This is a genomic window from Kytococcus schroeteri (assembly GCF_002847825.1).
GTDB classification, from domain to species: Bacteria; Actinomycetota; Actinomycetes; order Actinomycetales; family Dermatophilaceae; genus Kytococcus; species Kytococcus schroeteri.
The window spans coordinates 134,407-155,384 of sequence record NZ_PKIZ01000001.1; the positions used below are offsets into that span (position 1 = coordinate 134,407).

Sequence of the window (20,978 nt, forward strand, 5' to 3'; positions counted from 1 at the left end):
GGTCTCGTTCTCCATCGGGTCTGGGGTGGTCGCCGGTGCAACACCGGGAGACGTCCGGGTCATCCCATCATGCCGCGCGGTGTGCGCCGGTCCCCCGAGGGGCCGACGTCGCCGTGGCGCGGCGCGTCAACAGCCCGGCGCTGGTGCCCAGGGCCGCGACGGCGCCGAGCACCCAGGTGGGCCAGTTGCCCAGGCGGGTGGCCGGCGTGGTCGCGTCGTTGAGCGGGGCGGTCACCGAGAGCAGGGCGGGCTCGTACAGGCCGGTCTGCGTCCGCCCGTCGTGGGTGGTCAGGGTGCGCCCGTCGGGGCCGATGACGGCGCTGGTGCCCATGGTGCTCACCTGCGCCACCGTGCGGGCGTGCTCCACGGCCCGCACCCGGCTGATGGCCAGCTGCTGGGTGGACTGGGCGCCGTGGCCGAAGCTCGCGTTGTTGGTGGGCACGAAGAGCATGCCTGCCCCGCGCTCCACCGGGTCGCGCATGAGGTCGTCGTAGGCCACCTCGAAGCAGATGCCCAGGCCCAGGCGCAGCACCCCGTCCTGTGAGACCTCCCGGCGCACCGGCAGGTCCATCACCCCCGGGGCGGCGCCGGCCACGAAGTCCTGCGGCACGAGGTCGGCCTTCGCGGTGATCGCCCGGACGAGGGGCCGCAGCGGCACCCACTCCCCGAAGGGCACGAGGTGCTGCTTGTCGTAGCGGGCCACGGGACCCTGCCCGGGCAGGTACTGCAGCACCGCGTTGCTGGGGCCCGGGCCGGGCTCGCGCGGGATGGCGCCGAGCAGCATCGGGGCGTCGACGGCCAGGCTCGCCTCGGCCACCAGCTCGGCGGCGCGCTGGTCGGTCAGCGGGTTGGCGTCGGCGGCGTTCTCCGGCAGCAGCACCACGTCCGGGGCGGGGCGCGTGCCGTCCGCCACCTCGCGGGCGGCCTGCTGCACCAGGGCGGTGTGGTTGGTGAGCACCTGGCGGGCGCCGTGGTCGAACTGGAAGCCGGTCTGCGGGGCGTCGCCCTGCACCGCCAGCAGCTCGACCTCCGGGCCGGTGGGGGTGCTCAGCGGCAGCAGCAGCGGCGATGCCGTGAGCGCACCGGCCGCCGCGAGCGACCCGGCCGCATGCCCCCATCGCGCCCGGGCCGCGGCGAGCACGGCGACGGCCAGCACTCCCCCGGTGGCGGCCACCCAGGCGGAGAGCCCCGCGGCGGTGAGGTACTGCGCCACCGGCAGCGTGGGGGCGTGGGACTGAGAGAAGGCCAGTCGGGCCCAGCTGAAGCCGCCCCACGGCTGGGATCCGCGCAGCCACTCCTGGGAGACCCACAGCGCGGCGGTGAGCACGGGCAGGGCCACGGCCTCGGCGGCCGGCCGCAGCCGGGAGGTCCACCGCTGGGTGGCGGCCAGGGCCCACCCCATCGGCACGAGGTAGACGGCTTGGAAGACCGCGAGGGCGAGCCACGCCTCGACGCCGAGGTAGACGCCGGACCACGGCAGGAGCGGCACGAAGGTGCACAGGCCGGCCAGCAGGCCCAGCAGGGCGCCGGTGCGCAGCCGGGCACCGCGGGTGGCCAGGGTGAGGAGCGCGACCCCCGGGGCGGCGGCCCACCAGAGGTCGGCGTCGGGGTGCGCGAGGTACACGAGCGTGCCGCCCACGGCGGCGGCGAGCACGCATTGGAGGAGGGCGACCACGCCGGGAGTGTAGGCGCGACGCTGGCTGCGTCGCCCCTCGCCCCCGGTACGTCGCCGGCTGACCGTGCGGTGACCGAGAGGACCACGCCGTTGGGGCCGCGGTCGGGCCGGCTGGGTGCCGACACGTCCACGTTTTCTACTGAGCGTGGTCCTCCCGGTCACCGGGCGCCCCGTGGGGAGCCATCGGTGATGCGCAGAAACTACCTGCTGGCTGGCGCGAGTCAATCCGGCCCTGACCTGCGCAAACGGACGTTTTCGCAGGTCAGGGGCGGGTGCCTCGCGGGTGAACTACATCGTGGGGATTCCGCTGGACTGCGCCAGGTGGCCGTCCACCACGGTGAGCAGGGCCTGCGGCGTGGAGGAGTCCGCCACCCAGTCGTCGAGATCCCGGGCCTCGGTGGGCACGCGGGTGTCCCAGAGCACCAGGTCGTCCTCGCCGCCGCGGCGCAGGGTGCCCCCGGCCCGCCCGGCGGCGTGCCACCCGGCCTGCGTGTGCAGGGCCAGGGCACGCGGCGCGGTGAGCAGGCCGCCGGGGTTCTGCGGGCGCACGCACGAGCGCAGGGCGCCCCACGGGTCCCAGGGGGTCACCGGGGAGTCCGACCCGAAGCACACCGGCGCGCCGAGCTCGTCCAGGCGGCGCCACGGGTTGGTCTCCTGCCAGCGGCGGCCCAACCGAGTGGCGTAGAGATCGTCCCCGCCGCCCCACAGGCCCTCGAACATCGGCTGCATGGAGCAGGTGACCCCGAGGCGCGCGAAGGTGCGCATGGCCTGGGGGGAGGGCAGCTCCACGTGCTCGATGCGGTGGTGCGCGGCGCGCACGGCGGCGTCGCCCAGCTGCCGGGCGGCCTCCTCGAGGGCCTCGGCCGCCACCTGCACCGCCGCGTCGCCGATGGCGTGGAACCCGCCCTGCACCCCGGCCCGCGTGCAGGCCACCAGGTGCGTGGCGGCCTCCTCGACGGTGAGGTACAGGTCGCCGGTGGTGTCCGGGGCGTCGCTGTACGGCTCGAGCAGGCCGGCGTTGCGGGCGCCGAAGCTGCCGTCCAGGTAGAGGTCGCCGCCCAGCCCGATGACGCCGAGGGCCTGCCGCAGGTGGGAGGCGCGCACCGGGTCGTCGACCCACTCCCCCCAGTAGGCGTCCGTGCGTACCGTGCCGGCTCCCCCGGCGTCGACCACGTCGCGCACGTCGTCGGGGCTGGTGAGATTGGGCGCGCCCATCTCGTGCACCGTGCCCACCCCGGCGCGGGCCGCGGCATCGAGGGCGAAGGCGATGTTGCGGCGGCGGGCGTCCGGGCCCACGCTCGCCGCCCAGGCGGCCACCACCGCGTCCTGGGCGGCCCGGGTGGCGGTGCCCACGCCGTCCCACCCGTCCTTGCTGGCCACCTGGGCCACGGCCGCCAGGGAGGAGGACACCGTGGCGGCGTGCATGTCCACACGCGGGGCGTAGACCACCCCGCCGCCGGAGGCGCGGTCGAGCTCCGCGGAGGTCATGGCCCGGTTCTCCGCCCAGTGGGTCTCGTCCCAGGAGTGGGCGAACACCGGAGTGCCGGGGCGCTGGCGGGCGGCCTCGGCGATGCGGTCCAGGGCCTCGCCGACGCTCCGGGTGCCCGCCAGGTCCACCCCGCCGAGCACCTCACCGGTGGCCGAGACGTGCGCGTGGGCGTCCACGAACGCCGGCGTGACCAGGCGCCCCTCACCGGCCAGGACGTGGGCGTCGCGCAGCCCGGAGGTGTCCGGCGCCCGGTCGGCCGGACCCAGCCAGGCCACGCGGCCGGCCTCCAGCACCACGGTCTGCCCCGGCACCGGCAGGGTGTCGGGATTCCACAGCGTGACCTGCTCCAGGACGATCGTCTCCATGGCGCCAGTGTGGGCCAGCAGGCCCCGGCGCGCGCCGCGACCCACCCGGCTTGGCAGGATCGGGGCATGAGGATCCCCACCACGCCCGCCACGCTCGCCCTCGACGCCGCCGGCGTCCCGTGGACCGGCCACGCCTTCGGCCACGAGGACGACGTGGAGGGCTACGGGCAGGAGGCCGCCGAGGCCCTCGGGATCCCCGAGGAGCGCATCTTCAAGACGCTCGTGGTGGACTCCGGGGCCAAGGGCCGCCACGAGCTGGCCGTCGCCGTGGTGGCCGTGGCCGACCGCCTGGACACCAAGGCCGTGGCGCGTGAGCTGGGGGTGAAGCGCTGCTCGATGGCGGACGTGGCCGCCGCCGAGCGCGCCACCGGCTACGTGGTGGGTGGCATCTCCCCCTTCGGGCAGAAGACACGCCTTCCGATGCTCGTGGACCAGCGCATCACCGACCACGGGACCGTGTTCGTCAGCGGAGGGCGCCGCGGCTTCGACGTGGAACTCTCCCCCGACGCGCTGCTCACCGCCACCGGTGCACGGCTGGCCGACGTGCGGCAGGCCTGAGGCGCCTCACTCCCCCAGGTGGGCGAAGGCCGTGCGGTTCTCCCACGGCGTGGTGAGCACCATCGTGGTGGTGGTGGAGCACCGTGCGGTGGAACGGATCTCGGCGATGAGCTCCTCCAGCACGCTGGGCCGGCTGACGCGCACCAGCAGCACGTAACTGGCCGACCCGGCCACCGACCAGCACGCCTCGATCTCCGTGAGGTGGTGCAGGCGCTCGGGCACGTCGTCCGGGGCGCCGGGGTCGAAGGGCGTCAGCGAGAGCAGCGCCGTGATCGGCAGACCCGCCGCCTCGGGGTCCACCACCGCCCCGTAGCGGCGGATGACCCCGTTGTCCTCCAGCCGGCGCACGCGCTGGTGGGCCGCGGAGGTGGACAGGTGCACCCGCTGCGCCAGCTCGGTGTAGCTCATGCGGCCGTCCTGCGAGAGGTGGCTGACGATGGAGCGGTCGGTGGCGTCGAGTTCCTGGGGCACGGGGCCAGCGTAGGCGGCCGGCGTCCGCGCCACGCCGCCTACGCTGAGGGTGTGACCGACGCACCACTGATGCTCATCGACGCCGCCAGCCTGTACTACCGGGCCTTCCACGGGGTGCCCGACCGTCGCCGCGACCCGGCCGCCCCGCCCACCAACGCCGTGCGGGGTCTGGTGGACATGACCGCCTCCCTCGTGACGCACCGCTCCCCCGGCGGCCTGGTGATGTGCTGGGACGACGACTGGCGGCCGGCCTTCCGCGTGGAGGCCATCCCCTCCTACAAGGAGCACCGCCTGGCGCCCGGCGACACCACGGGCACCACCGAGGACACGCCGCCGGACCTCGTGCCGCAGGTGCCCGTCATCGTGGACCTGCTGGCCGCCCTCGGCATCGCCCGGGTGGGGGCGCCGGGGTACGAGGCCGACGACGTCATCGGCACGCTGGTGGAGCGCACCGCCGGGCGCCGCCCCGTGGAGGTGGTGACCGGCGACCGCGACCTCTTCCAGCTCGTGGACGACGCGGCCGGGGTGCGCGTGCTCTACACCGCGCGCGGCGGGGTGCGCGACGCCGACGAGGTGGACGAGTCCTGGCTGGTGCAGAAGTACGGACTGGCCAGCGGGCGCGCCTACGCGGAGATGGCGGTGCTGCGCGGCGACCCCTCGGACGGACTGCCCGGCGTCAAGGGCATCGGCGAGAAGACGGCCGTGCAGCTGCTGGACACCTTCGGGTCGCTCGCCGGCATCACCGAGGCGCTCGACCGCGGCGACGACCGCCTCAAGGGGGCCCGCCGGGCGCGGCTCGAGGAGGGGCGCGACTACCTCGCCGCAGCGCCCCGGGTGGTCGACGTGGCGCGCGACGCCCCGCTGGAGGTCACCGACGAGGCGCTGGCCCTGCCCCGGGAGGTGGCCGACCCCGCGGCGCTCGCCGACCTCGTGGAGCGCTACGACCTGGGCGGGCCCGTCGGGCGCCTGCTGGACGCGCTGGGCCTGCCGCCGCTGGCCTGACCGCGGCGACCCCGCACCGGGGAGGGGCGCAGGGCCGACCCAGCCCGGCTCAGTCCAGGCGGTCGGCGGCCACCACGCCGCGCAGCACCTGCTGCATGGCCTTGCGGGCCGTGCCCTGCACCGAGGCGTGGGGAGAGGCCAGCTCCACCTGGCCCAGCAGGTCCACCACCTGCTTGGCGCGGCGCACGAAGTCCCCGGCCGAGAGGTCCGAGTCGCGCAGCACCGTCTCCAGGCGCGCCCCGGTGGCCCACCGGTGCACCATCCATGCGATGCCGGCGTCCGGCTGGTCGGTGGTGGGCAGGTGGTGCTCGGCCTCCGCGTCCTCGATGCGGGACCACAGGTCCACCATGCGGTCGTAGGCCTTCTCCACGCGCGGGGTGGGCATCGACGGGGTGATGGAGACCTCCCCGCGGCGCGGCTCGTGCACCACGATCGACACCGCCGCGGCCAGCTCGGCGGCGTCGAGGCCCTGCCACAGCCCGCGCTGCAGGATCTCGGCCACGAGCAGGTCCTTCTCGGTGTACGTCCGCTGCAGGACGCGCCCGGCCTCGGTCACCTCCTGCCCGTCCTCCGAGAGGTAGCCCCACTCGGTGAGCAGCGCGCAGAGGCGGTCGAAGGTGCGGCTCACGGTGTGGGTGCGTCGGGCCACCTTGCGGCGCAGGCCGGCGGTCTCCCGCTCCAGGGTGTGCAGGCGCGTGGCCCAGCGGGCGTGCTCCTCCCGGTCCGGGCAGGCATGGCAGGGGTGGCGCCTCAGCGCGGCCCGCAACTCGTCGATGCGGTCGACCCCCGAGGCGCCCCGTGCACCGGTCGAACCCTCACCCTGCACCTCAGGGTGGGCGGCGGATCCCTCCTCCCGGGCGGTCAGGGGCGGGTCGGCGTCGGGCACCTTGGCCCGCATCGTGGCGGCCAGGTCCTTGCGGTCCTTGGGCTTGCGCGGGTTGAACCGTTGCGGAAGCTGCACGCGCCCCTGCACCACCGGCGGCTCGTCGAGGTCGGCGGCCACCACGGTGCGCAGCCGTCCGGCATCGGTCACCAGGGCCACGTCGTCGTGCTGCTTGCGCACCCCGTGCGTCCCGGTGATGACCACCGCGCGCCCGGCCCGGCGCCCCGAGCCGATACGGATGACGTCACCGGGCACCAGCTCGCCCAGGGCGATCTCCACCTGCGCCCGCCGGGCCGCCCCGCGCTGCTTGGCCGCGTCCTTCTCCGCCTGCGTGAGCTCCTGGCGCAGCGCGGCGTACTCCGAGAAGTCGCCCAGGTGGCACTCCATGGCCTCCCGGTAGCCCTCCATGGCCTCGGTGTTGCGCTCCACGGACCGGGAGTGCCCCGCCATCGCGCGGTCGGCCTGGAACTGGGCGAACGACTCCTCCAGCAGCGTGCGGGCGTCCTGCCGCCCCAGCCGGTCCACGAGGTTGACGGCCATGTTGGGCGAGGGTCGGAAGCTCGAGCGCAGCGGGAAGGTGCGGGTGGAGGCCAGACCGGCCACGTGCGTGGGGTCCACCCGCGGGCCGGCCAGCACCACGGCGTGCCCCTCCACGTCGATGCCGCGGCGCCCCGCCCGGCCCGTCAGTTGGGTGTACTCGGCCGGGGTGAGGTCGGCGTGCGTCTCGCCGTTGAACTTCACCAGCTTCTCGATGACGGTGGTCCGCGCCGGCATGTTGACGCCCAGGGCCAGGGTCTCGGTGGCGAACACACACTGGATGCGCCCGGCGGCGAACAGCTCCTCCACGATCTCGCGGAAGAGCGGCAGCATGCCGGCGTGGTGGGCGGCGTAGCCGTTGGTGAGGCCTTCCACGAAGTCGTGGTAACCCAGCACGCCGAGGTCCTCGGGGGCCACCGAGAGCACGCGCGCCTCCACCTCGTCGTGGATCGCCTCGCCCTCCTCGTCGCTGATGAGGCGGGTACCGGCCGAGAGCAGCTGGCGCACCGCGGCGTCGCACCCGGCCCGGCTGAAGATGAACACGATGGCCGGCAGCAGGCCGTCCTCGTCGAGCGCGCGCACCACCTGCGCCCGCGAGGGGGTGCCGGTGCGCCGGGCACGGGCCGGCCCGCTCCGGCGGTCGTCGCGCCCGCCGCGGGGCCCACCACGCCGTCCCCGCCCCCGGCGGCCGCTGGGGGCCCCGGCGTCCTCGCGGTGCCAGCCGCCCCGTTCGGCCCCGGCGGTCCGCAGCCGTGCCACCAGCTCGGGGTTCACCGCCCGCGCCGTGCCGCGTCGGGCGCCCACCCCGCCCTCGGGGAACAGGTCGTAGAGGTCGTCACCCACCATCATGTGCTGCCACAGCGGCACCGGGCGCACCTCGGAGACCACCACCTCTGTGTCGCCACGCACCTGCCGCAGCCAGGCGCCGAACTCCTCGGCGTTGCTCACCGTGGCCGAGAGACTGATGACCTGCACGTCCTGGGGCAGGTGCAGGATCACCTCCTCCCACACCACGCCGCGCATGCGGTCGGCCAGGTAGTGCACCTCGTCCATGACCACGAAGCCCAGGCCGTGCAGGGTGGTGGAGTCGGCGTAGAGCATGTTGCGCAGCACCTCGGTGGTCATGACCACCACGGGCGCGTTGCCGTTGATGCTGGAGTCGCCGGTGAGCAGCCCGACGTTGGCGTCCCCGTACTCCTGCGCCAGGTCGTGGAACTTCTGGTTGCTCAGCGCCTTGATGGGGGTGGTGTAAAAGCACTTGCGCCCGGTGGCCAGGGCCAGGTCCACGGCGAACTCCCCCACCACCGTCTTGCCCGCGCCGGTCGGGGCCGCCACGAGCGCGCCGTGCCCGTCCTCGACGGCCTCGCAAGCGGTCACCTGGAAGGCGTCCAACTCGAACGGCTGCCGCATGAGGAAGTCCTGCAGGTGCGGGTGGCGGGCGCGCCGCTGGGCGGCGGCGAAACGATCCGAGGGACTGGACATGCGTCCACCCTAGGTGGAGCCACCGACAGCCCCACGGTGACCGCCCGGGCACGCGAACGGCCCGCCCCGGAAGGGACGGGCCGACGTGGGACCGGGCGGCGCGGCTCAGAGCGCCGAGGCGGTGTCCGGGTCGAGGTCCAGGTACTCCGGACGGTCGCGCTTGCGCATCTTGTCGCGCAGGATCGCGATGCCGCAGGCGATGACGTACATGAGCATCATCGGGATGGTGAGCGCCACCATCGAGGTGGGCTCCGGTGCCGCCAGGGCCGCGAACACGAGCACACCGATCGTGGCCCAGCGCCAGCCCCGGAGCATGACCCGGCCGCTCAGCAGGCCGGCGTGGTTGACGGCCACCATGATGACCGGCAGCAGGAAGGCCATGCCGAACCAGAGGATGAAGTTGCCGACGAAGGCGAAGTACGGCTCGGCCGCCGTGAGGTTGGTGCCGCCCTCCGGCATGAAGGCCCCGATGAGCGCCTTCACGGCCGACGGCAGGGCCCACAGGGCCAGGGCGCAGCCGAGCAGGAACATCGGCACCGCCGCGAGGAAGTACCCGAAGGCGATCATCTTCTCCCGGCGGTACAGGCCAGGGAGGATGAACGCCCAGAACTGCCACAGCCAGATCGGGCTGGCGATGATGACGCCCACGACCGCCGAGATCTTGGCCTTGATGGTGAACGGCTGGGTCACGCCACCGGCGCCGAAGTTGACCGAGAAGTCGTCCTTGCCGCGTTCCTTGGCCACCTCCACGATGGGGCGCATCAGGAACTCGGCGATGGCCTCGTAGTAGTACCACCCCACGCACATCCCGACGAACACCGCAACCGCGGCGATGAGCATGCGGTTGCGGAGTTCCTTGAAGTGCTCCACGAGGGCCATGCGGCCCTCCGGGTTCGGAGCCTTCCTCGAGAAGGGGTTGCGGGCCACGCGCGTCAGTTCAGGCGGGTGCCGTCGGACGGCTTGTTGGCCTCGGCCGAACGGGTCGGGTCGGCCAGACGGGAGTCCGGACGGGCGGCGTCGTAGTCGGCGGCGTGGGCCTCGGGGGTCCACTTCTCCTCACGCACCGTGGTCTCGGTGACGCGGGTGCCGTCGGGGCGGGCCTCGGCGCGCACCTCGGTGGCCTTTCCGTCGACCGTCTCGTCCTTGCCGTCCTTCTTCATCTCGCCCACCTCGGACTTCAGCACGCGGGCCGAGCGCCCCAGGTTGCGGGCCATGTCCGGCAGCTTCGCGGAGGCGAAGATCAGCACGATGGCGATGACGAGGATGATGAGGATGAGCGGGTTCTCGAAAAGACGTGCACCCATGTCGGCTCCCTAGGTTGAACGAGTGCCCGGTTCGGGCCCTGTCACCTTACGGTACGGCGCACGCCGCTCGACAACTGCGCCACGGCGCGGGACGCGCCCTGCGACACGGCCGTGAGAAGCGTCTCAGGGGCCACCACCTGCACCGCTCCCCCGGTGCTCCACACCAGACGGGTCACCCAGGCGGGGTCCGCGGCGCGCACCACCACGCGGCGACGCCCCTGCGGCACCGGGCCCAGCCCGCCGTCCTCGGCCCCGTCCTGCCCGCCGTAGTACTCGGCCACCCAGTCGGCCTCGGCGCTGAGATCCAGCACCACCTCGGTGTCGTCCGGCCCCCCGGTGTACGCCCCGGCCCCCAGGTCCTTGGGCTCGGCCTGCGCCGGCGGGGTGCCGTCGGCGTCCAGCACCTCGGCCGCCGCGATGCGGTCGAGCCGGAAGAGCCGCACGTCGCCCGCGGTGTGGCACCACGCCTCGAGGTAGGTCTGTCCGTCCACGGCCACCACCCGCATCGGGGAGACCTCACGGGAGGTCGCCTCGTCGCGGCCGTGGGCCACGTGCTCCAGGCGCACGAGCCGCCGGTTGCGCACGGCGTCGCGCAGACGGGCGGCCAGCTCCTCGTCGGTGGGGGCCGACGCCTCGTGCACCACGGTGCCCTCCACCACCGGGCGCAGCGGGCCGGCGGCCTCGGCGATGCGGGTGGCCAGCTCCTCGGCGCGGGCGCGGTCGTCCTCCCCGAGCCCGGGCGCCCCGGCCAGCGCCCGCAGCCCGGCCACCAGCGCGGTCGCCTCGTCGGCGCCCAGGCGCAGCGGACGGGCGATGGTGTCGGCATTGCGCAGGTACACGTGGCCGTGGTCCCACTGCGCGTCGATGAGGTCGTCCGGCATCCGGCCGGGCAGGCCGCACAGGAAGACCAGCTGCAGGTCGCGCTCCAGCGAGGCCGGGGTGACGCCGAAGGTGGCGGCGGCCTCCTCGATCTCGACCCCCTGCCGGTGCAGGAGCCAGGGCACCATCTCCAGCAGGCGCTCCAGGCGCGCGGTCGCGGACTCGGCGGCCATCAGCCCTCCCGGGAGGTCGTCGTCGGTGCGCCGGCGGTGGCCAGCACCTGCTCGAGGCGGTCGACCACCTGGGCTCGCAGGTCGTCGGGCTCCACGGCCAGCAGGTCGGGGCCCAGCTCGGCCAGCTGCCCCACGATGCGGGAGCGGTCGGCCGCGGGCAGGTGCAGCACGTCGCCGGCATCGGTGCGGTCCACCGCATCGGCCCAGCGGCGCAGCGCCACGCCGCGCCCGGGGGCCACCGTCACCGTGGCGGCCAGCGTGTCCGGGCGGCCCTGCGTGGCGCGGTCGATCATCGCCGCGGGGTCGTGGTCGGCGGGCACCTCCACCACGCCCGGGCGGCCGGTGGCCCGCACGGGGCCCACCACGCGGGTGAGGCGGAAGACGCGCGGGGCGTCGCGGTCCAGGTCGAAGCCGGTGACGTACCAGCGGCCGCGGCGCAGCAGGAGCGCCCACGGGTGTACGCGGCGGGTGCTCACCGGGGCCCCGCTGCGGCGGTAGTCGAAGGTGACCGCCCGGCGCTCGGCGATGGCGTCGCGCAGGCCGCCGAATGCGGCCTCCGGGGTGCGGATCACGGGCTGGACGCCCAGGGCCGGGCTGGCCGGGGTCGTGGGGCCGTCCGCATCGGTCCCCGGTGCCTCGTCACCGGGCACGGCGCCGTCGGCGGCGCTGATCTTGCGCAGCGCCCGCTCCCCGGCCGCCGAGAGCGAGGCCTGGCCCCACACACGGGCGGCGACGCCCAGCATCGTGAGCTCCTCGGCGGAGAAGACGAGCTCGGGCAGGGCGTACTCGTCGGGGTCGACGCGGTAGCCCTCCTCGTCGTCGAAGCCGGGGTCCACCGGGGCCGTGGTCACGGGCACGCCCAGGGCGCGCAGGTCGTTCTTGTCCCGCTCGAAGGTGCGGTCGAACGCCTCGGCGCTGCCCTCCTGGTACTCCGGCATGATCCGCCGGATCTCCGCCTTGGTGAGCGGCCGCCGGGTGTGCAGGAGCGCGAGCAGCAGGTTGAGCAGCCGCTCGGTCTTCAGGTTGGGGTCGTGCCCGCGCCCGGCAGCGGCCATCAGCGCTCGGCCACCGCCACGAGGTCCACCACGAAGATGAGGGTCTCACCGGGGGCGATGACGCCACCGGCACCGGCGTCGCCGTAGGCCATGTGCGGCGGGATGACGAGCTTGCGGCGGCCGCCCACACGCATGCCCTGCATGCCCTCGTCCCAGCCGGCGATGACCTGGCCGACGCCCAGCTGGAACTGCAGCGGGGTGCCGCGGTCCCACGAGGCGTCGAACTGCTCGCCGGTGGAGAAGGCCACGCCCACGTAGTGCGCGGCGATGACGTCGCCGGCGCCGGCCTGCGCGCCGTCGCCCTCCCAGAGGTCCTCGACCACCAGCTCGGTGGGGGCCTCGCCCTCGGGGAAGTCGATCTCGGGCTTGGTGGGCTGGTCGCTCATGGTGCCTCCGGGGGTGCGGCGGGAAGGGCGCACGAAAGGGCCCTCACACGGTCGGTGTGAGGGCCCAGTGTGCCTGATGGGCGGGGGCTCAGGCAGCCCCAGGTGTCACTTGCCGGACTGGTCGCCGCCCTGCTGTCCGGAGGACTGGGTGTCGAGGATGTCGACCACGAACACCAGGGTGTCGTCGCCCTTGATGCCGCCGGCGGGCATGCCCTTCTTGCCGTAGCCGTCCTTCGGCGGCACGACCAGCTCCACGCGGGAACCGACCTTCTTGCCCACGAAGACCTCGTCCCAGGCCGGGATGACCTGGCCGACGCCGATCGGGAAGGCCGCCGGCTCGCCACGGTCGTGCGAGGAGTCGAACTTCTCGCCCTCCTTGCCCTTGGCCCACTTCACACCGGTGTAGTGCACGGTGATGGTGTCGCCCTTCTTCACGGTGTCGCCCTCGCCCTCGATGAGGGTGGCCTGCTTGAGCTTCTTGGGGGCCTCGGCGTCGGGGATGGTGATCTTGGCCGGCTTGTCGGTGAACACCTCGGCCTTGGGCAGGTCGGCCGGGGCCTCCTTCTCGGTGCCCTGGGCCTCCTTGAGCGGCTTGGAGCCGTCCTTGATCTTCATGAGGTAGACCACGGTGTCGCCGGGCTCCAGGCCCAGCTGCGGGGCGCCCTGCTTGCCGAAGGCCTTCTCGCCGGGGATGGCCACCGCCACGGTGGAGCCGACCTTCTGGCCCTCCATGGCCTTGCGCAGCTCCTCGATGGTCTGCTCGTCGTTCATCTTCAGCGGCACGGTCTGCTGGCCGAACGCGTTCTGCAGCTCCTTGCCGGAGGTGCCGTTGTAGAGGGCGTACTCGAGCATGGCGGTGTGGTCGGAGGTGAGCTCCTCGCCGTCGCCCTCCTCGACGACTCGGGTCTGGGTGTCCGAGACGGTGAACGGCTTGTCGCCGAAGGTCAGCGACGGCTTGTCGCCACCCTTGGCCTCGAGGTCGTCCAGCTTGCCGGCCTTCTTGGGGTCCGGCTTCTTGCCGTCGGCGTCCTTCTGCTGCTTGGCGTCCTTGCCGCCCTTGCCGTCGGCGTCCTTGCCGCCCTTGCCGGAGGCGGACGGGTCGGCCGGGGACTCGCTGGCACCCGCAGACGAGGCGGCGTCCGAGGAGGCCCCCTCGCTGGAGCCGTCGGAGGAGCCCTCCGACGGCGAGGCCTCGTCGCTCGGCGCGCCGGACTCGGCCGGGGCGCTCGAGGAGCTGCTCGGGGAGTCCGAGGAGTCCCCCTTCGACTCGTCGTTGCCGCAGGCGGTCAGGCTCAGGGCTGCGGTGGACACCAGGGCGATCAGGCGGACGGACGTGCGCTTCACAGGTGGATCCTCATCGGTTGACGGTGGTTTCGCCGCATCGTAGACGCGCCTGCCTGAGCACTGGCTGGGAATCCGCCGTGGTTTTGGTCAGGATCCCGCCGGCCGGGGCAGGGCGACGGAGGCGCAGCCCCCCGGCCCCGTACGGTGGCGCCATGTCCTCCACCCCGCGCCCTGACCGTGCCCCCCGCTCCGCCCGTGCCCTGGCCCGCCGCGTGCCGCTGTGGGCCGCCGCCCTCCTCGATGCCGGGTCGATCGCCCTGTTCGCCGGGCTGGGCCGGCGCAGCCACGAGACGGGCCACGTGCTCACCGGCGTGCCGGAGACCGCCTGGCCGTTCTGGGCCGGGGCGGCCCTGGGCTGGGTGGCCACCGCCGCGGTGCGCCGCCGCGTGCCGGACACGCTGGCCGATGGGGGCGTCGTGCTCGTGGCCACCGTCCTGGTGGGCATGGCCCTGCGCCAGCTCACCGGTCAGGGCACGGCCTGGTCCTTCGTGCTGGTGACCACCCTCGTGCTCGGCGTGCTGCTGCTCGGCTGGCGCGCCGTGGCCGCGCTGCTCGCCCGACGCGGCTGAGGCGGGCCGAGAGCGCCCTCCGGGGCGCCTCAGGCGTCGTCGCCGAGGCGGGTGCTGCCCAGGCGCTCGTGGTGCTCCTGGTCGCGGCGCACGCGGCGCAGCTTCTTGGGGCTGATCCAGCGCTCCCCCAGGTTCTCCCCGGTCCAGTCCTCGGCGTCGAATCGCTCGGTCCAGCCGCCGGCCGAGACGTCGGCGTCCGCTCCGGCCTTGGCAGGGCGCTTGGCCAGCTCCGGGGCGTCGGTGGCCGGGGCCAGGCGCCGCATCGAGATGAGGAAGCCGGTGTGGCCGTGCATGCGGTGCTCCGGGCGGACGGCCAGGCCCTCCAGGTGCCAGCCGCGCACCATCGACTCCCAGGCGCGGGGCTCGGTGAAGCCGCCGTGGTCGCGTGCGGCCTCGGCCACGCGGGAGAGCTGGGTGGCCGTGGCCACGTAGCAGATGAGCACGCCGCCGGGCGCCAGCGCGTCGGCCACCGCCGCCAGGCAGTCCCAGGGGGCCAGCATGTCGAGGACCACGCGGTCCACGCTGCCGGGCTCCAGGGTGCGGGGCAGCTCCTCGGCGAGGTCGCCCAGGTGGATGCTCCACGCCGGGTGGTCACCGCCGAGGAAGGCCCGGGCGTTGGAGCGCGCGATCTCGGCGAACTCCTTGCGCAGCTCGAAGGAGTGCAGGCGGCCGGTCTCCCCCACCGCCCGCAGCAGGCTCATGCTCAGCGCGCCGGAACCGACGCCGGCCTCCACCACCACGGCGCCGGGGAAGATGTCGGCCATGCCCACGATCTGGGCGGAGTCCTTGGGGTAGACCACGGCGGCGCCGCGCGGCATCGACATGACGTGGTCGCTCAGCAGCGGGCGCAGGGCCTGCCACTGCGCGCCCGTGGAGTGTGTGGCCACACTGCCGTCGGGCGCGCCGATGAGGTCGTCGTGGGCGATGTGGCCACGCGTGTTGTGGAAGCGCTTGCCGGGCTCCAGCACGATGGTGTGCATGCGGCCCTTGGGGTCGGTCAGCTGCACCCGCTCCCCCACGCGGAAGGGGCCGCGGCGGCCCTGCTCACCGGTCCACCCGGCATCGGGGGTGGGCTGGGCGGGGGACGGCTGGGGGGAGGTCATGGGCGCCGATTCTAGGTGCACCCCGGGGGCCGGGCTCCCGTCAGCCGCGGGCGTTGGCGCGCATGCCGGCCTCCATGGAGGCATGGTCGGCCAGGCCCACGATGCGCGGCGGAGTGGGCCGGCCGTCGGGGTCGAGCGGGCCGGGCTCGCGGATGGCGGCCACCTGCAGGCGGCGGGAGGTCACCGCCTCGAGCAGGCGGGTGATGTCCTCCTGCGGGGCGGCGTCCACCGTCCAGTCGCCGGGCACGGTGCGGGCCACGGCGGACAGGGGCGTGGAGTCACGCAGCTCGGCGGGCACCTGGGCCAGGGCGGAGGGGTCCACCAGCCCCACGGCGCGGTGCTCGGCATCGGTGGTGACGACGCCCACCGGCACCGGGAAGCCGCGCACTCCCAGCAGCGCCGAGACCGGCGCGTCCTGCGGCAGCCCCACCGCGGGCCGCATGACCGACCCGGTGGAGTGGCGGCCCAGCTCCTGGCGGGCCGCCCCGGCCTGGATGGAGCGCGTGGCCCCGGCCCACAGCACCCACGCGATGAGGCCGCCCCACATGACGGTCACGAGGCTGCGGCCCTGGACCACCATGAGCGCGACGAAGGCGATGACCACCAACGCGATGAGGCGCCCGGTCCAGCCGGCGGCCACCAGGCCCGTCGGGCGGCTGCCGGTGGCCTTCCAGACCAGCGAGTCCACCACGTGCCCGCCGTCCAGCGGCATGCCCGGCAGCAGGTTGAACAGGCCCACCAGGCCGTTCACCCACAGGGCGCTGGCCACCACCATGTGGGGCACGCCGTCGGGCACCACGAACAGGGCCGCGGCCGCGAGCGCCGCGAGCACCAGGTTGGCCAGCGGGCCGGCCACGGCGACGATCGCGTTGCTGCCCGGGGAGGTGTTGTCGGACTGGTGCGCGGTGTGCCCGCCGATGAGGTCGAGCTGCACGCGGGTGACCGTGTAGCCGCGCCACTGGGCGGCCAGCACGTGGCCCACCTCGTGGACGAAGACGCTGAAGACCAGCATCGCGGCGTAGGCCAGGCCCAGGCCGTAGGCGGTCACCGGGCCGAGGGCGTCGGTGAGCTGGCTGCCGTTGAGCACCACCACCAGGACCACGAGCAGCGGCCAGGTGGTCCCCAGATACACCGGCACGCCGCGCACGCTGCCGATGCGCCATCCGGAGGGCTGGGCCATGGGGACTCCTACGGGTCGTGGGGGCGGCCACCATCGGGCCGGCTGCGGGCGCCCAGCCTACGGGCGGGGCGGCCGGTCGTCCGGGCGGGTGGGTCGCTGGCGGAGCGGATGTCGGTGGCGGCACCTATCGTGGCGCCCATGGTGACCGCAGCCCTCTCCCCCAGCCGCGCCGGCGACTTCATGCAGTGCCCGCTGCTCTACCGGTTCCGGGTGGTGGACCGGCTGCCCGAGCCGCCTTCGGCCGTGGCGGTCCGGGGCACCTTCGTGCACGCGGTGCTCGAGGACGTGTTCGACCTGCCCGCGCACCGGCGCCGCCCGGACGACGCGGTGGGGCTCATGGAGGCCGCCTGGGAGCGGGTGGTGGCCGAGCGCCCCGAGGCCGTGGAGGTGGTCGGCGAGGGGGCCGAGGCGACGCCGGACGAGATGGCCACGTGGATGGCCGAGGCCGAGGCGCTGGTGCGGCGGTGGTTCACCCTCGAGGACCCGAGCGTGCTCGAGCCGGCCGAGCGTGAGCTCTACGTGGAGGTGCCCGTGGAGCGCGAGGGCGAGCAGGGGCAGTTGACCCTGCGCGGGTACGTCGACCGGCTCGACGTGGCCCCGGCCGACGGGGCGCTGCGGGTGGTGGACTACAAGACCGGTCGTGCCCCCTCGGAGCTGTTCCAGGCCAAGGCGCTGTTCCAGATGAAGTTCTACGCGCTGGCCATCTGGCGGCTGCGCGGGAGGGTGCCGGCCCTGCTGCAGCTGGTGTACCTCAAGGACGGCACCATCCTGCGCCACCAGCCCACCGAGGCCGAGCTGGTGGCCACCGAGCGCAAGCTGCTGGCGCTGTACGACGCCATCGAGCGGGCCGCGGCCACCGGGGACTGGCGCCCCAACCGGTCGCGGCTGTGCGACTGGTGCAGCTTCCAGTCCATCTGCCCGGCGTGGGGTGGCACTCCCCCGCCGCTGCCCACCGACGCCGCGGACCGGGCCACCGACGAGGCCGTGAGCGGGGCCGCCTCGCTCAGTGGGTGAAGCGCTCCCACAGGGAGCTGAGGGTCTCCCCCTCGAGGGTGGTGACGGTGACCGTGTTGGGGGTCTCGGGCAGGTCGACCATGAGCGGGATGGCCACCAGGTGCGTGCCGGCCGCTGAGGCCGAGCCGACGCCGGAGGGCGAGTCCTCCAGGGCCAGGCAGGCGGCCGGGTCCACGCCGAGGCGCTCCGCGGCGGTGAGGTAGGGCTCTGGGTGGGGCTTGCCGTGCGTCACGGCGTCGCCGGTGACCACGGTGTCGAAGGTACCGGCCGGCAGGGCGTCGGTGAACGCCTCGGCCAGGGAGGTCCACGACATCGTCACCAGGGCGGTGGGCACGCGCCGCTCGACGCACTCGGCGAGCAGCTCACGGGCCCCCGGGCGCCAGGGCATGTGCTGGCGGACGCCGGCGGTCACCTCGGCGAGCAGTCGGTGGATGATCTCGTCGCGCGGCAGGTCCACCGGGGTGCGCTCCAGGATGATCTCGGCCGACACCTCCAACGGGTTGCCCACCATGGCCAGGGCGTCCTCGTGGGTCCACGTGCCGCCGAAGGACTCCACCAGTGCGGTCTCGGCAGCCATCCACAGCGGCTCGGAGTCGATGAGGGTGCCGTCCATGTCGAACAGGACGGCGGCCGGCAGGTCCGGGCGGACGGTGGCTGTGGCGGGTGCGGCCTCGCGGTCGGAGGCGGCGGGCTGGGGGGCGTCGGGCTGGGACACGGTCGAAGTGGGCACGGCGGGATCGGTCACCCGGCCAGTCTCCCAGCCGCGTCCGGCCCCGCCCCGACGCCCCCGGCCCGGAGGCGCCGGCCCCGACTGCGTGGGCCGGGACGTCCCGGGCACGACTGCGTGGTCGCTTCGTCGCGGTGGCCCCCGTGGGAGGGGTGTGCTATCGCGCGATAGGTCGACCTTTTCCCAGTCACCTGCCCGCGATTCGGTCGACCTATCGCGCGATAGGACACCCTTCCGGGCACACCCTTCCGGGCACACCCTTCCGGGGCACGGTGCGCCAGGCGGGTGGGGGCAGCGGTGCCGTTCGCCGGGCACCTGGGCGGAACGGCGCGGACCCGCGGCACGGGCCCAGCGCGACGGGGGCTCGGGGTTCAGGCACGGGAGAGGTGGCGCGGCACGGGACAGGTGTTGCTGGCACGGGACAGTGCGCGTGCGGGGAGCACGCTTCCCGTGCGCGGTGGGGTTTCGCGTGCGGCCCGGCGTGCGCCGGGCCGGGCCTCCCGCCGGCGGCCCCTCCCATGGCCGGGGCCGCCGCGGCGGCCACCTACCCTGTGCCAATGCTCAACGAGGACCCCGCCCCGCTGCGCGACCCGGTCGTGGTCGCCGCCTTCGAGGGGTGGAACGACGCCGGGGAGGCGGCCACCGCGGCCATCGCCCACCTCATCGAGGTGTGGGGCGCCGAGGAGGTGGCGGCCTTCGACCCCGAGGACTACTACGACTACCAGGTGCACCGCCCACGCATCGTGCGCCGGGGCGGCCGCCGTCAGGTGGAGTGGCCCACCACCAGCTTCCACGTCGCGCAGCCGCCCGGGCTCGACCGCGACGTCCTGCTCGTGCAGGGCCTGGAGCCCTCGATGCGGTGGCGCGCGTTCACCGAGGAGCTGCTCGGCTGGGTGGCCGAGGCCGGCGCCACCGAGTTCGTGACCCTCGGCGCGCTGCTGGCCGACGTGCCCCACACCCGTCCGCTGCCGGTCAGCACCACCACCAGCTCCCTGGCACTCCAGCGCCGGCTCGACGTGCAGGCCGCCGACTACGAGGGCCCCACCGGCATCGTGGGCGTGCTCAACCAGGAGGCCGAGGACACCGGCCTGGACGCCGTGAGCCTCTGGGTGTCCGTGCCGCACTACGCCGGCGGCGTGCCCTCGCCCCGAGCCACCTGGGGACTGCTCACCGCGCTCGAGGAGGTGCTCGACACCGTCATCGACACCGCGGACCTGCAGGAGCTCTCCCGCGCGTGGACCCGCGGCGTGGAGGAGCTCACGCGCCAGGACGAGAACGTCGCTGAGTACGTGGAGGCGCTCGAGGAGGCCGTGGACGAGCTCACCTCGCCGCAGGCCTCCGGCGACGCGCTGGCCAAGGAGTTCGAGCAGTACCTCAAGCGCCGCGAGGGCGACGGCGGGAGCACCCCGCCGGTCTGAGCCGACCGGGCCTCAGCGCAGGTCGATGCCGAGCAGGGCGTCCACCGCCACGAGCAGCGCCGGGCCCTCGGCGAGCGCCCCGGTGCGCGCCTGCTCCGAGCCGTCCAGCACGTGGTCGGCCCAGCGGTCCACCACGGCCAGTGCCCCGGGGGTGTCGAGGTCGTCGGCCACGCGAGCGGCCACGTCGCGGGCCACCGCGTCCCCGCCGGCTTCGCCCGCCACCTGGTCCCCCGCACCACCGCCGGCGGCCACGAGCTCGGTCGCGGCACGCCATCGGGCCAGGCGGGTGCGGGCCTGCTCCAGGTGGCCGTCCGTCCAGTCCCACGCGGTGCGGAAGTGCTGGCTGAGCAGCGCCAGGCGGATGGCCGCCGGGTCCTCCCCCGCCGCCCGCAGCCGCGAGACGAGCACCAGGTTGCCCTTGGACTTGCTCATCTTCTCGCCGTCCAGGCCCACCATCGCCTGGTGCACGTAGTGCTGCGCGAACGCCTCCCCGGTGAGGGCGCGGCTCTGCGCGGCGCTCATTTCGTGGTGCGGGAAGACCAGGTCGTCGCCGCCGGCCTGCACCAGGAAGGGCGTGCCCAGGTGGTCGCGGGCGATGGTGGTGCACTCGATGTGCCAGCCCGGCCGCCCGTCGCCCAGCGTGCCTCCCTCCCAGTGCGGCTCGCCCTCCCGGTGGGCGCGCCACAGCAGCGGGTCGAGGGCGTCCTTCTTGCCGGCGCGCTCGGGGTCACCGCCGCGCTCGGCGAAGACCGCCATCATCTCCTCGCGCGACCACCCGGAGACCTCCCCGAAGGCCGGCGTGCTCGCCAGCTCCAGGTACACGTCCGATGCGGTGCCCGGCGCGTCGTCGGCCGGCAGCCGGTAGGCGTGGCCGGAGTCCAGCATCGACTCCACGGCGGCCACGTCCGAGGGGATCCCCTCCACGGCGCCCACGTAGGCGTCCGGCGCGATGATGCGCAGCGCCTCCATGTCGTCGCGGAACAGCTGGATCTCGCGCTGCGCCAGGTCCTCCCAGTGCACGCCGTCGCGCTCGGCGCGCTCCAGCAGCGGCTCGTCCACGTCGGTGACGTTCTGCACGAAGCGCACCGGGTGCCCGGCGGCCCGCAGCGCGCGGTGCAGGGTGTCCACCGTGAGGTAGGTGGCCGCGTGGCCCATGTGCGTGGCGTCGTACGGCGTGATGCCGCAGACGTACAGGCCGGCCTCGCCCTGCGGGGTCAGCTCCTCCTGCCGCCCGGTGGCCGTGTCGTGCACCCGCAGCGGCGGGGCGGTCAGCGGCAGGGCGGGCACGGTGGGCGAGGTCCAGGATTCCACCCGCACAGGGTAGGCCGTGGCGGGCGTGACGCAGGTGACCGGCCGAGGGGCCC

Annotated in this window: 19 protein-coding genes; 5 read left to right on the forward strand and 14 right to left on the reverse strand. The window is 74.5% G+C overall.

Annotated elements, in window-relative coordinates; genetic code table 11:
* Window positions 1-67 precede the first annotated feature (67 nt).
* On the reverse strand, window positions 68-1,675 hold the full coding sequence (gene lnt / locus CYJ76_RS00655; protein WP_180802159.1) for an apolipoprotein N-acyltransferase: 1,608 nt from the start codon (window positions 1,673-1,675) through the stop codon (window positions 68-70).
* A gap of 288 nt (window positions 1,676-1,963) precedes the next feature.
* A complete protein-coding gene (locus tag CYJ76_RS00660) occupies window positions 1,964-3,529 on the reverse strand; it encodes an amidohydrolase (protein ID WP_144043003.1) in 1,566 nt (521 codons plus the stop codon).
* 66 nt (window positions 3,530-3,595) lie between these two features.
* On the opposite strand from CYJ76_RS00660, the gene CYJ76_RS00665 reads away from it, so the two are divergent.
* Window positions 3,596-4,087 carry an aminoacyl-tRNA deacylase gene (locus CYJ76_RS00665; protein WP_070703486.1) on the forward strand — a complete coding sequence of 164 codons (492 nt, stop codon included), beginning with the start codon at window positions 3,596-3,598 and terminating at the stop codon, window positions 4,085-4,087.
* A 6-nt stretch (window positions 4,088-4,093) separates the two neighbouring features.
* On the opposite strand, the gene CYJ76_RS00670 is transcribed toward CYJ76_RS00665, so the two are convergent.
* Window positions 4,094-4,558 carry an Lrp/AsnC family transcriptional regulator gene (locus CYJ76_RS00670; RefSeq protein ID WP_070703490.1) on the reverse strand — a complete coding sequence of 155 codons (465 nt, stop codon included), beginning with the start codon at window positions 4,556-4,558 and terminating at the stop codon, window positions 4,094-4,096.
* A 69-nt stretch (window positions 4,559-4,627) separates the two neighbouring features.
* On the opposite strand from CYJ76_RS00670, the gene CYJ76_RS00675 reads away from it, so the two are divergent.
* Complete coding sequence (locus tag CYJ76_RS00675) at window positions 4,628-5,560, forward strand: 5'-3' exonuclease (protein ID WP_101848992.1); 933 nt, start codon at window positions 4,628-4,630, stop codon at window positions 5,558-5,560.
* Window positions 5,561-5,609: 49 nt separating this feature from the next.
* On the opposite strand, the gene CYJ76_RS00680 is transcribed toward CYJ76_RS00675, so the two are convergent.
* The 7 genes from CYJ76_RS00680 to CYJ76_RS00710 form a co-directional block, all read right to left on the reverse strand.
* Window positions 5,610-8,462: a DEAD/DEAH box helicase gene (locus CYJ76_RS00680; RefSeq protein ID WP_101848940.1), complete on the reverse strand. Its 2,853-nt coding sequence runs from the start codon at window positions 8,460-8,462 to the stop codon at window positions 5,610-5,612.
* A gap of 105 nt (window positions 8,463-8,567) precedes the next feature.
* Window positions 8,568-9,389 carry a twin-arginine translocase subunit TatC gene (gene tatC / locus CYJ76_RS00685; protein ID WP_141494654.1) on the reverse strand — a complete coding sequence of 274 codons (822 nt, stop codon included), beginning with the start codon at window positions 9,387-9,389 and terminating at the stop codon, window positions 8,568-8,570.
* A 5-nt stretch (window positions 9,390-9,394) separates the two neighbouring features.
* Complete coding sequence (locus CYJ76_RS00690) at window positions 9,395-9,766, reverse strand: twin-arginine translocase TatA/TatE family subunit (protein WP_070703924.1); 372 nt, start codon at window positions 9,764-9,766, stop codon at window positions 9,395-9,397.
* Between the two features lie 41 nt (window positions 9,767-9,807).
* Window positions 9,808-10,818, reverse strand: coding sequence for a helix-turn-helix transcriptional regulator (locus CYJ76_RS00695; protein WP_101848941.1), 1,011 nt, complete (start codon window positions 10,816-10,818; stop codon window positions 9,808-9,810).
* Window positions 10,818-11,873, reverse strand: a complete 1,056-nt coding sequence (locus tag CYJ76_RS00700; protein WP_101848942.1) for a helix-turn-helix transcriptional regulator — start codon at window positions 11,871-11,873, stop codon at window positions 10,818-10,820. The genes CYJ76_RS00695 and CYJ76_RS00700 overlap by 1 nt, the downstream gene beginning before the upstream one ends.
* The gene (locus tag CYJ76_RS00705) at window positions 11,873-12,259 is read right to left on the reverse strand and encodes an FKBP-type peptidyl-prolyl cis-trans isomerase (protein WP_101848943.1); all 387 of its coding nucleotides are present in this window, start codon (window positions 12,257-12,259) and stop codon (window positions 11,873-11,875) included. The genes CYJ76_RS00700 and CYJ76_RS00705 overlap by 1 nt, the downstream gene beginning before the upstream one ends.
* Before the next feature lie 105 nt (window positions 12,260-12,364).
* Window positions 12,365-13,603: an FKBP-type peptidyl-prolyl cis-trans isomerase gene (locus tag CYJ76_RS00710; protein WP_101848944.1), complete on the reverse strand. Its 1,239-nt coding sequence runs from the start codon at window positions 13,601-13,603 to the stop codon at window positions 12,365-12,367.
* Between the two features lie 152 nt (window positions 13,604-13,755).
* Here CYJ76_RS00710 and CYJ76_RS00715 point away from each other — a divergent pair, with 152 nt between their 5' ends.
* Window positions 13,756-14,172, forward strand: coding sequence for a DUF3054 domain-containing protein (locus CYJ76_RS00715; protein WP_101848945.1), 417 nt, complete (start codon window positions 13,756-13,758; stop codon window positions 14,170-14,172).
* A 29-nt stretch (window positions 14,173-14,201) separates the two neighbouring features.
* On the opposite strand, the gene CYJ76_RS00720 is transcribed toward CYJ76_RS00715, so the two are convergent.
* Window positions 14,202-15,275, reverse strand: a complete 1,074-nt coding sequence (locus CYJ76_RS00720; RefSeq protein ID WP_269148592.1) for a tRNA (adenine-N1)-methyltransferase — start codon at window positions 15,273-15,275, stop codon at window positions 14,202-14,204.
* Window positions 15,276-15,315: 40 nt separating this feature from the next.
* A complete protein-coding gene (locus CYJ76_RS00725; protein WP_101848946.1) occupies window positions 15,316-16,455 on the reverse strand; it encodes a M50 family metallopeptidase in 1,140 nt (379 codons plus the stop codon).
* 138 nt (window positions 16,456-16,593) lie between these two features.
* On the opposite strand from CYJ76_RS00725, the gene CYJ76_RS00730 reads away from it, so the two are divergent.
* Entirely contained in the window at window positions 16,594-17,469 is an 876-nt protein-coding gene (locus CYJ76_RS00730) for a RecB family exonuclease (RefSeq protein WP_101848947.1), read from the forward strand.
* Here the strand turns inward: CYJ76_RS00730 and CYJ76_RS00735 are convergent.
* Window positions 17,459-18,214 (reverse strand): HAD family hydrolase, encoded by a 756-nt coding sequence (locus CYJ76_RS00735; RefSeq protein ID WP_269148593.1) that lies wholly within the window; start codon window positions 18,212-18,214, stop codon window positions 17,459-17,461. The two genes, CYJ76_RS00730 and CYJ76_RS00735, sit on opposite strands and share 11 nt — an antisense overlap.
* 539 nt (window positions 18,215-18,753) lie before the next feature.
* Here CYJ76_RS00735 and CYJ76_RS00740 point away from each other — a divergent pair.
* Window positions 18,754-19,614, forward strand: coding sequence for a PAC2 family protein (locus tag CYJ76_RS00740; RefSeq protein WP_101848948.1), 861 nt, complete (start codon window positions 18,754-18,756; stop codon window positions 19,612-19,614).
* A gap of 12 nt (window positions 19,615-19,626) precedes the next feature.
* Here CYJ76_RS00740 and mshC read toward each other — a convergent pair whose 3' ends face one another.
* On the reverse strand, window positions 19,627-20,925 hold the full coding sequence (gene mshC / locus CYJ76_RS00745) for a cysteine--1-D-myo-inosityl 2-amino-2-deoxy-alpha-D-glucopyranoside ligase (RefSeq protein WP_070704889.1): 1,299 nt from the start codon (window positions 20,923-20,925) through the stop codon (window positions 19,627-19,629).
* Window positions 20,926-20,978: the final 53 nt, after the last annotated feature.

Bases quoted from the DNA above. Each gene is read 5' to 3' on its own strand.
- CYJ76_RS00675 (WP_101848992.1), top strand. From the start codon at position 4,628: ATGCTCATCGACGCCGCCAGCCTGTACTACCGGGCCTTCCACGGGGTG.
- CYJ76_RS00705 (WP_101848943.1), bottom strand. From the start codon at position 12,259: ATGAGCGACCAGCCCACCAAGCCCGAGATCGACTTCCCCGAGGGCGAG.
- CYJ76_RS00725 (WP_101848946.1), bottom strand. From the start codon at position 16,455: ATGGCCCAGCCCTCCGGATGGCGCATCGGCAGCGTGCGCGGCGTGCCG.
- CYJ76_RS00680 (WP_101848940.1), bottom strand. From the start codon at position 8,462: ATGTCCAGTCCCTCGGATCGTTTCGCCGCCGCCCAGCGGCGCGCCCGC.
- CYJ76_RS00695 (WP_101848941.1), bottom strand. From the start codon at position 10,818: ATGGCCGCCGAGTCCGCGACCGCGCGCCTGGAGCGCCTGCTGGAGATG.
- CYJ76_RS00740 (WP_101848948.1), top strand. From the start codon at position 18,754: ATGCTCAACGAGGACCCCGCCCCGCTGCGCGACCCGGTCGTGGTCGCC.
- CYJ76_RS00665 (WP_070703486.1), top strand. From the start codon at position 3,596: ATGAGGATCCCCACCACGCCCGCCACGCTCGCCCTCGACGCCGCCGGC.
- CYJ76_RS00660 (WP_144043003.1), bottom strand. From the start codon at position 3,529: ATGGAGACGATCGTCCTGGAGCAGGTCACGCTGTGGAATCCCGACACC.
- CYJ76_RS00720 (WP_269148592.1), bottom strand. From the start codon at position 15,275: ATGACCTCCCCCCAGCCGTCCCCCGCCCAGCCCACCCCCGATGCCGGG.
- CYJ76_RS00700 (WP_101848942.1), bottom strand. From the start codon at position 11,873: ATGGCCGCTGCCGGGCGCGGGCACGACCCCAACCTGAAGACCGAGCGG.
- CYJ76_RS00690 (WP_070703924.1), bottom strand. From the start codon at position 9,766: ATGGGTGCACGTCTTTTCGAGAACCCGCTCATCCTCATCATCCTCGTC.
- CYJ76_RS00715 (WP_101848945.1), top strand. From the start codon at position 13,756: ATGTCCTCCACCCCGCGCCCTGACCGTGCCCCCCGCTCCGCCCGTGCC.
- CYJ76_RS00730 (WP_101848947.1), top strand. From the start codon at position 16,594: ATGGTGACCGCAGCCCTCTCCCCCAGCCGCGCCGGCGACTTCATGCAG.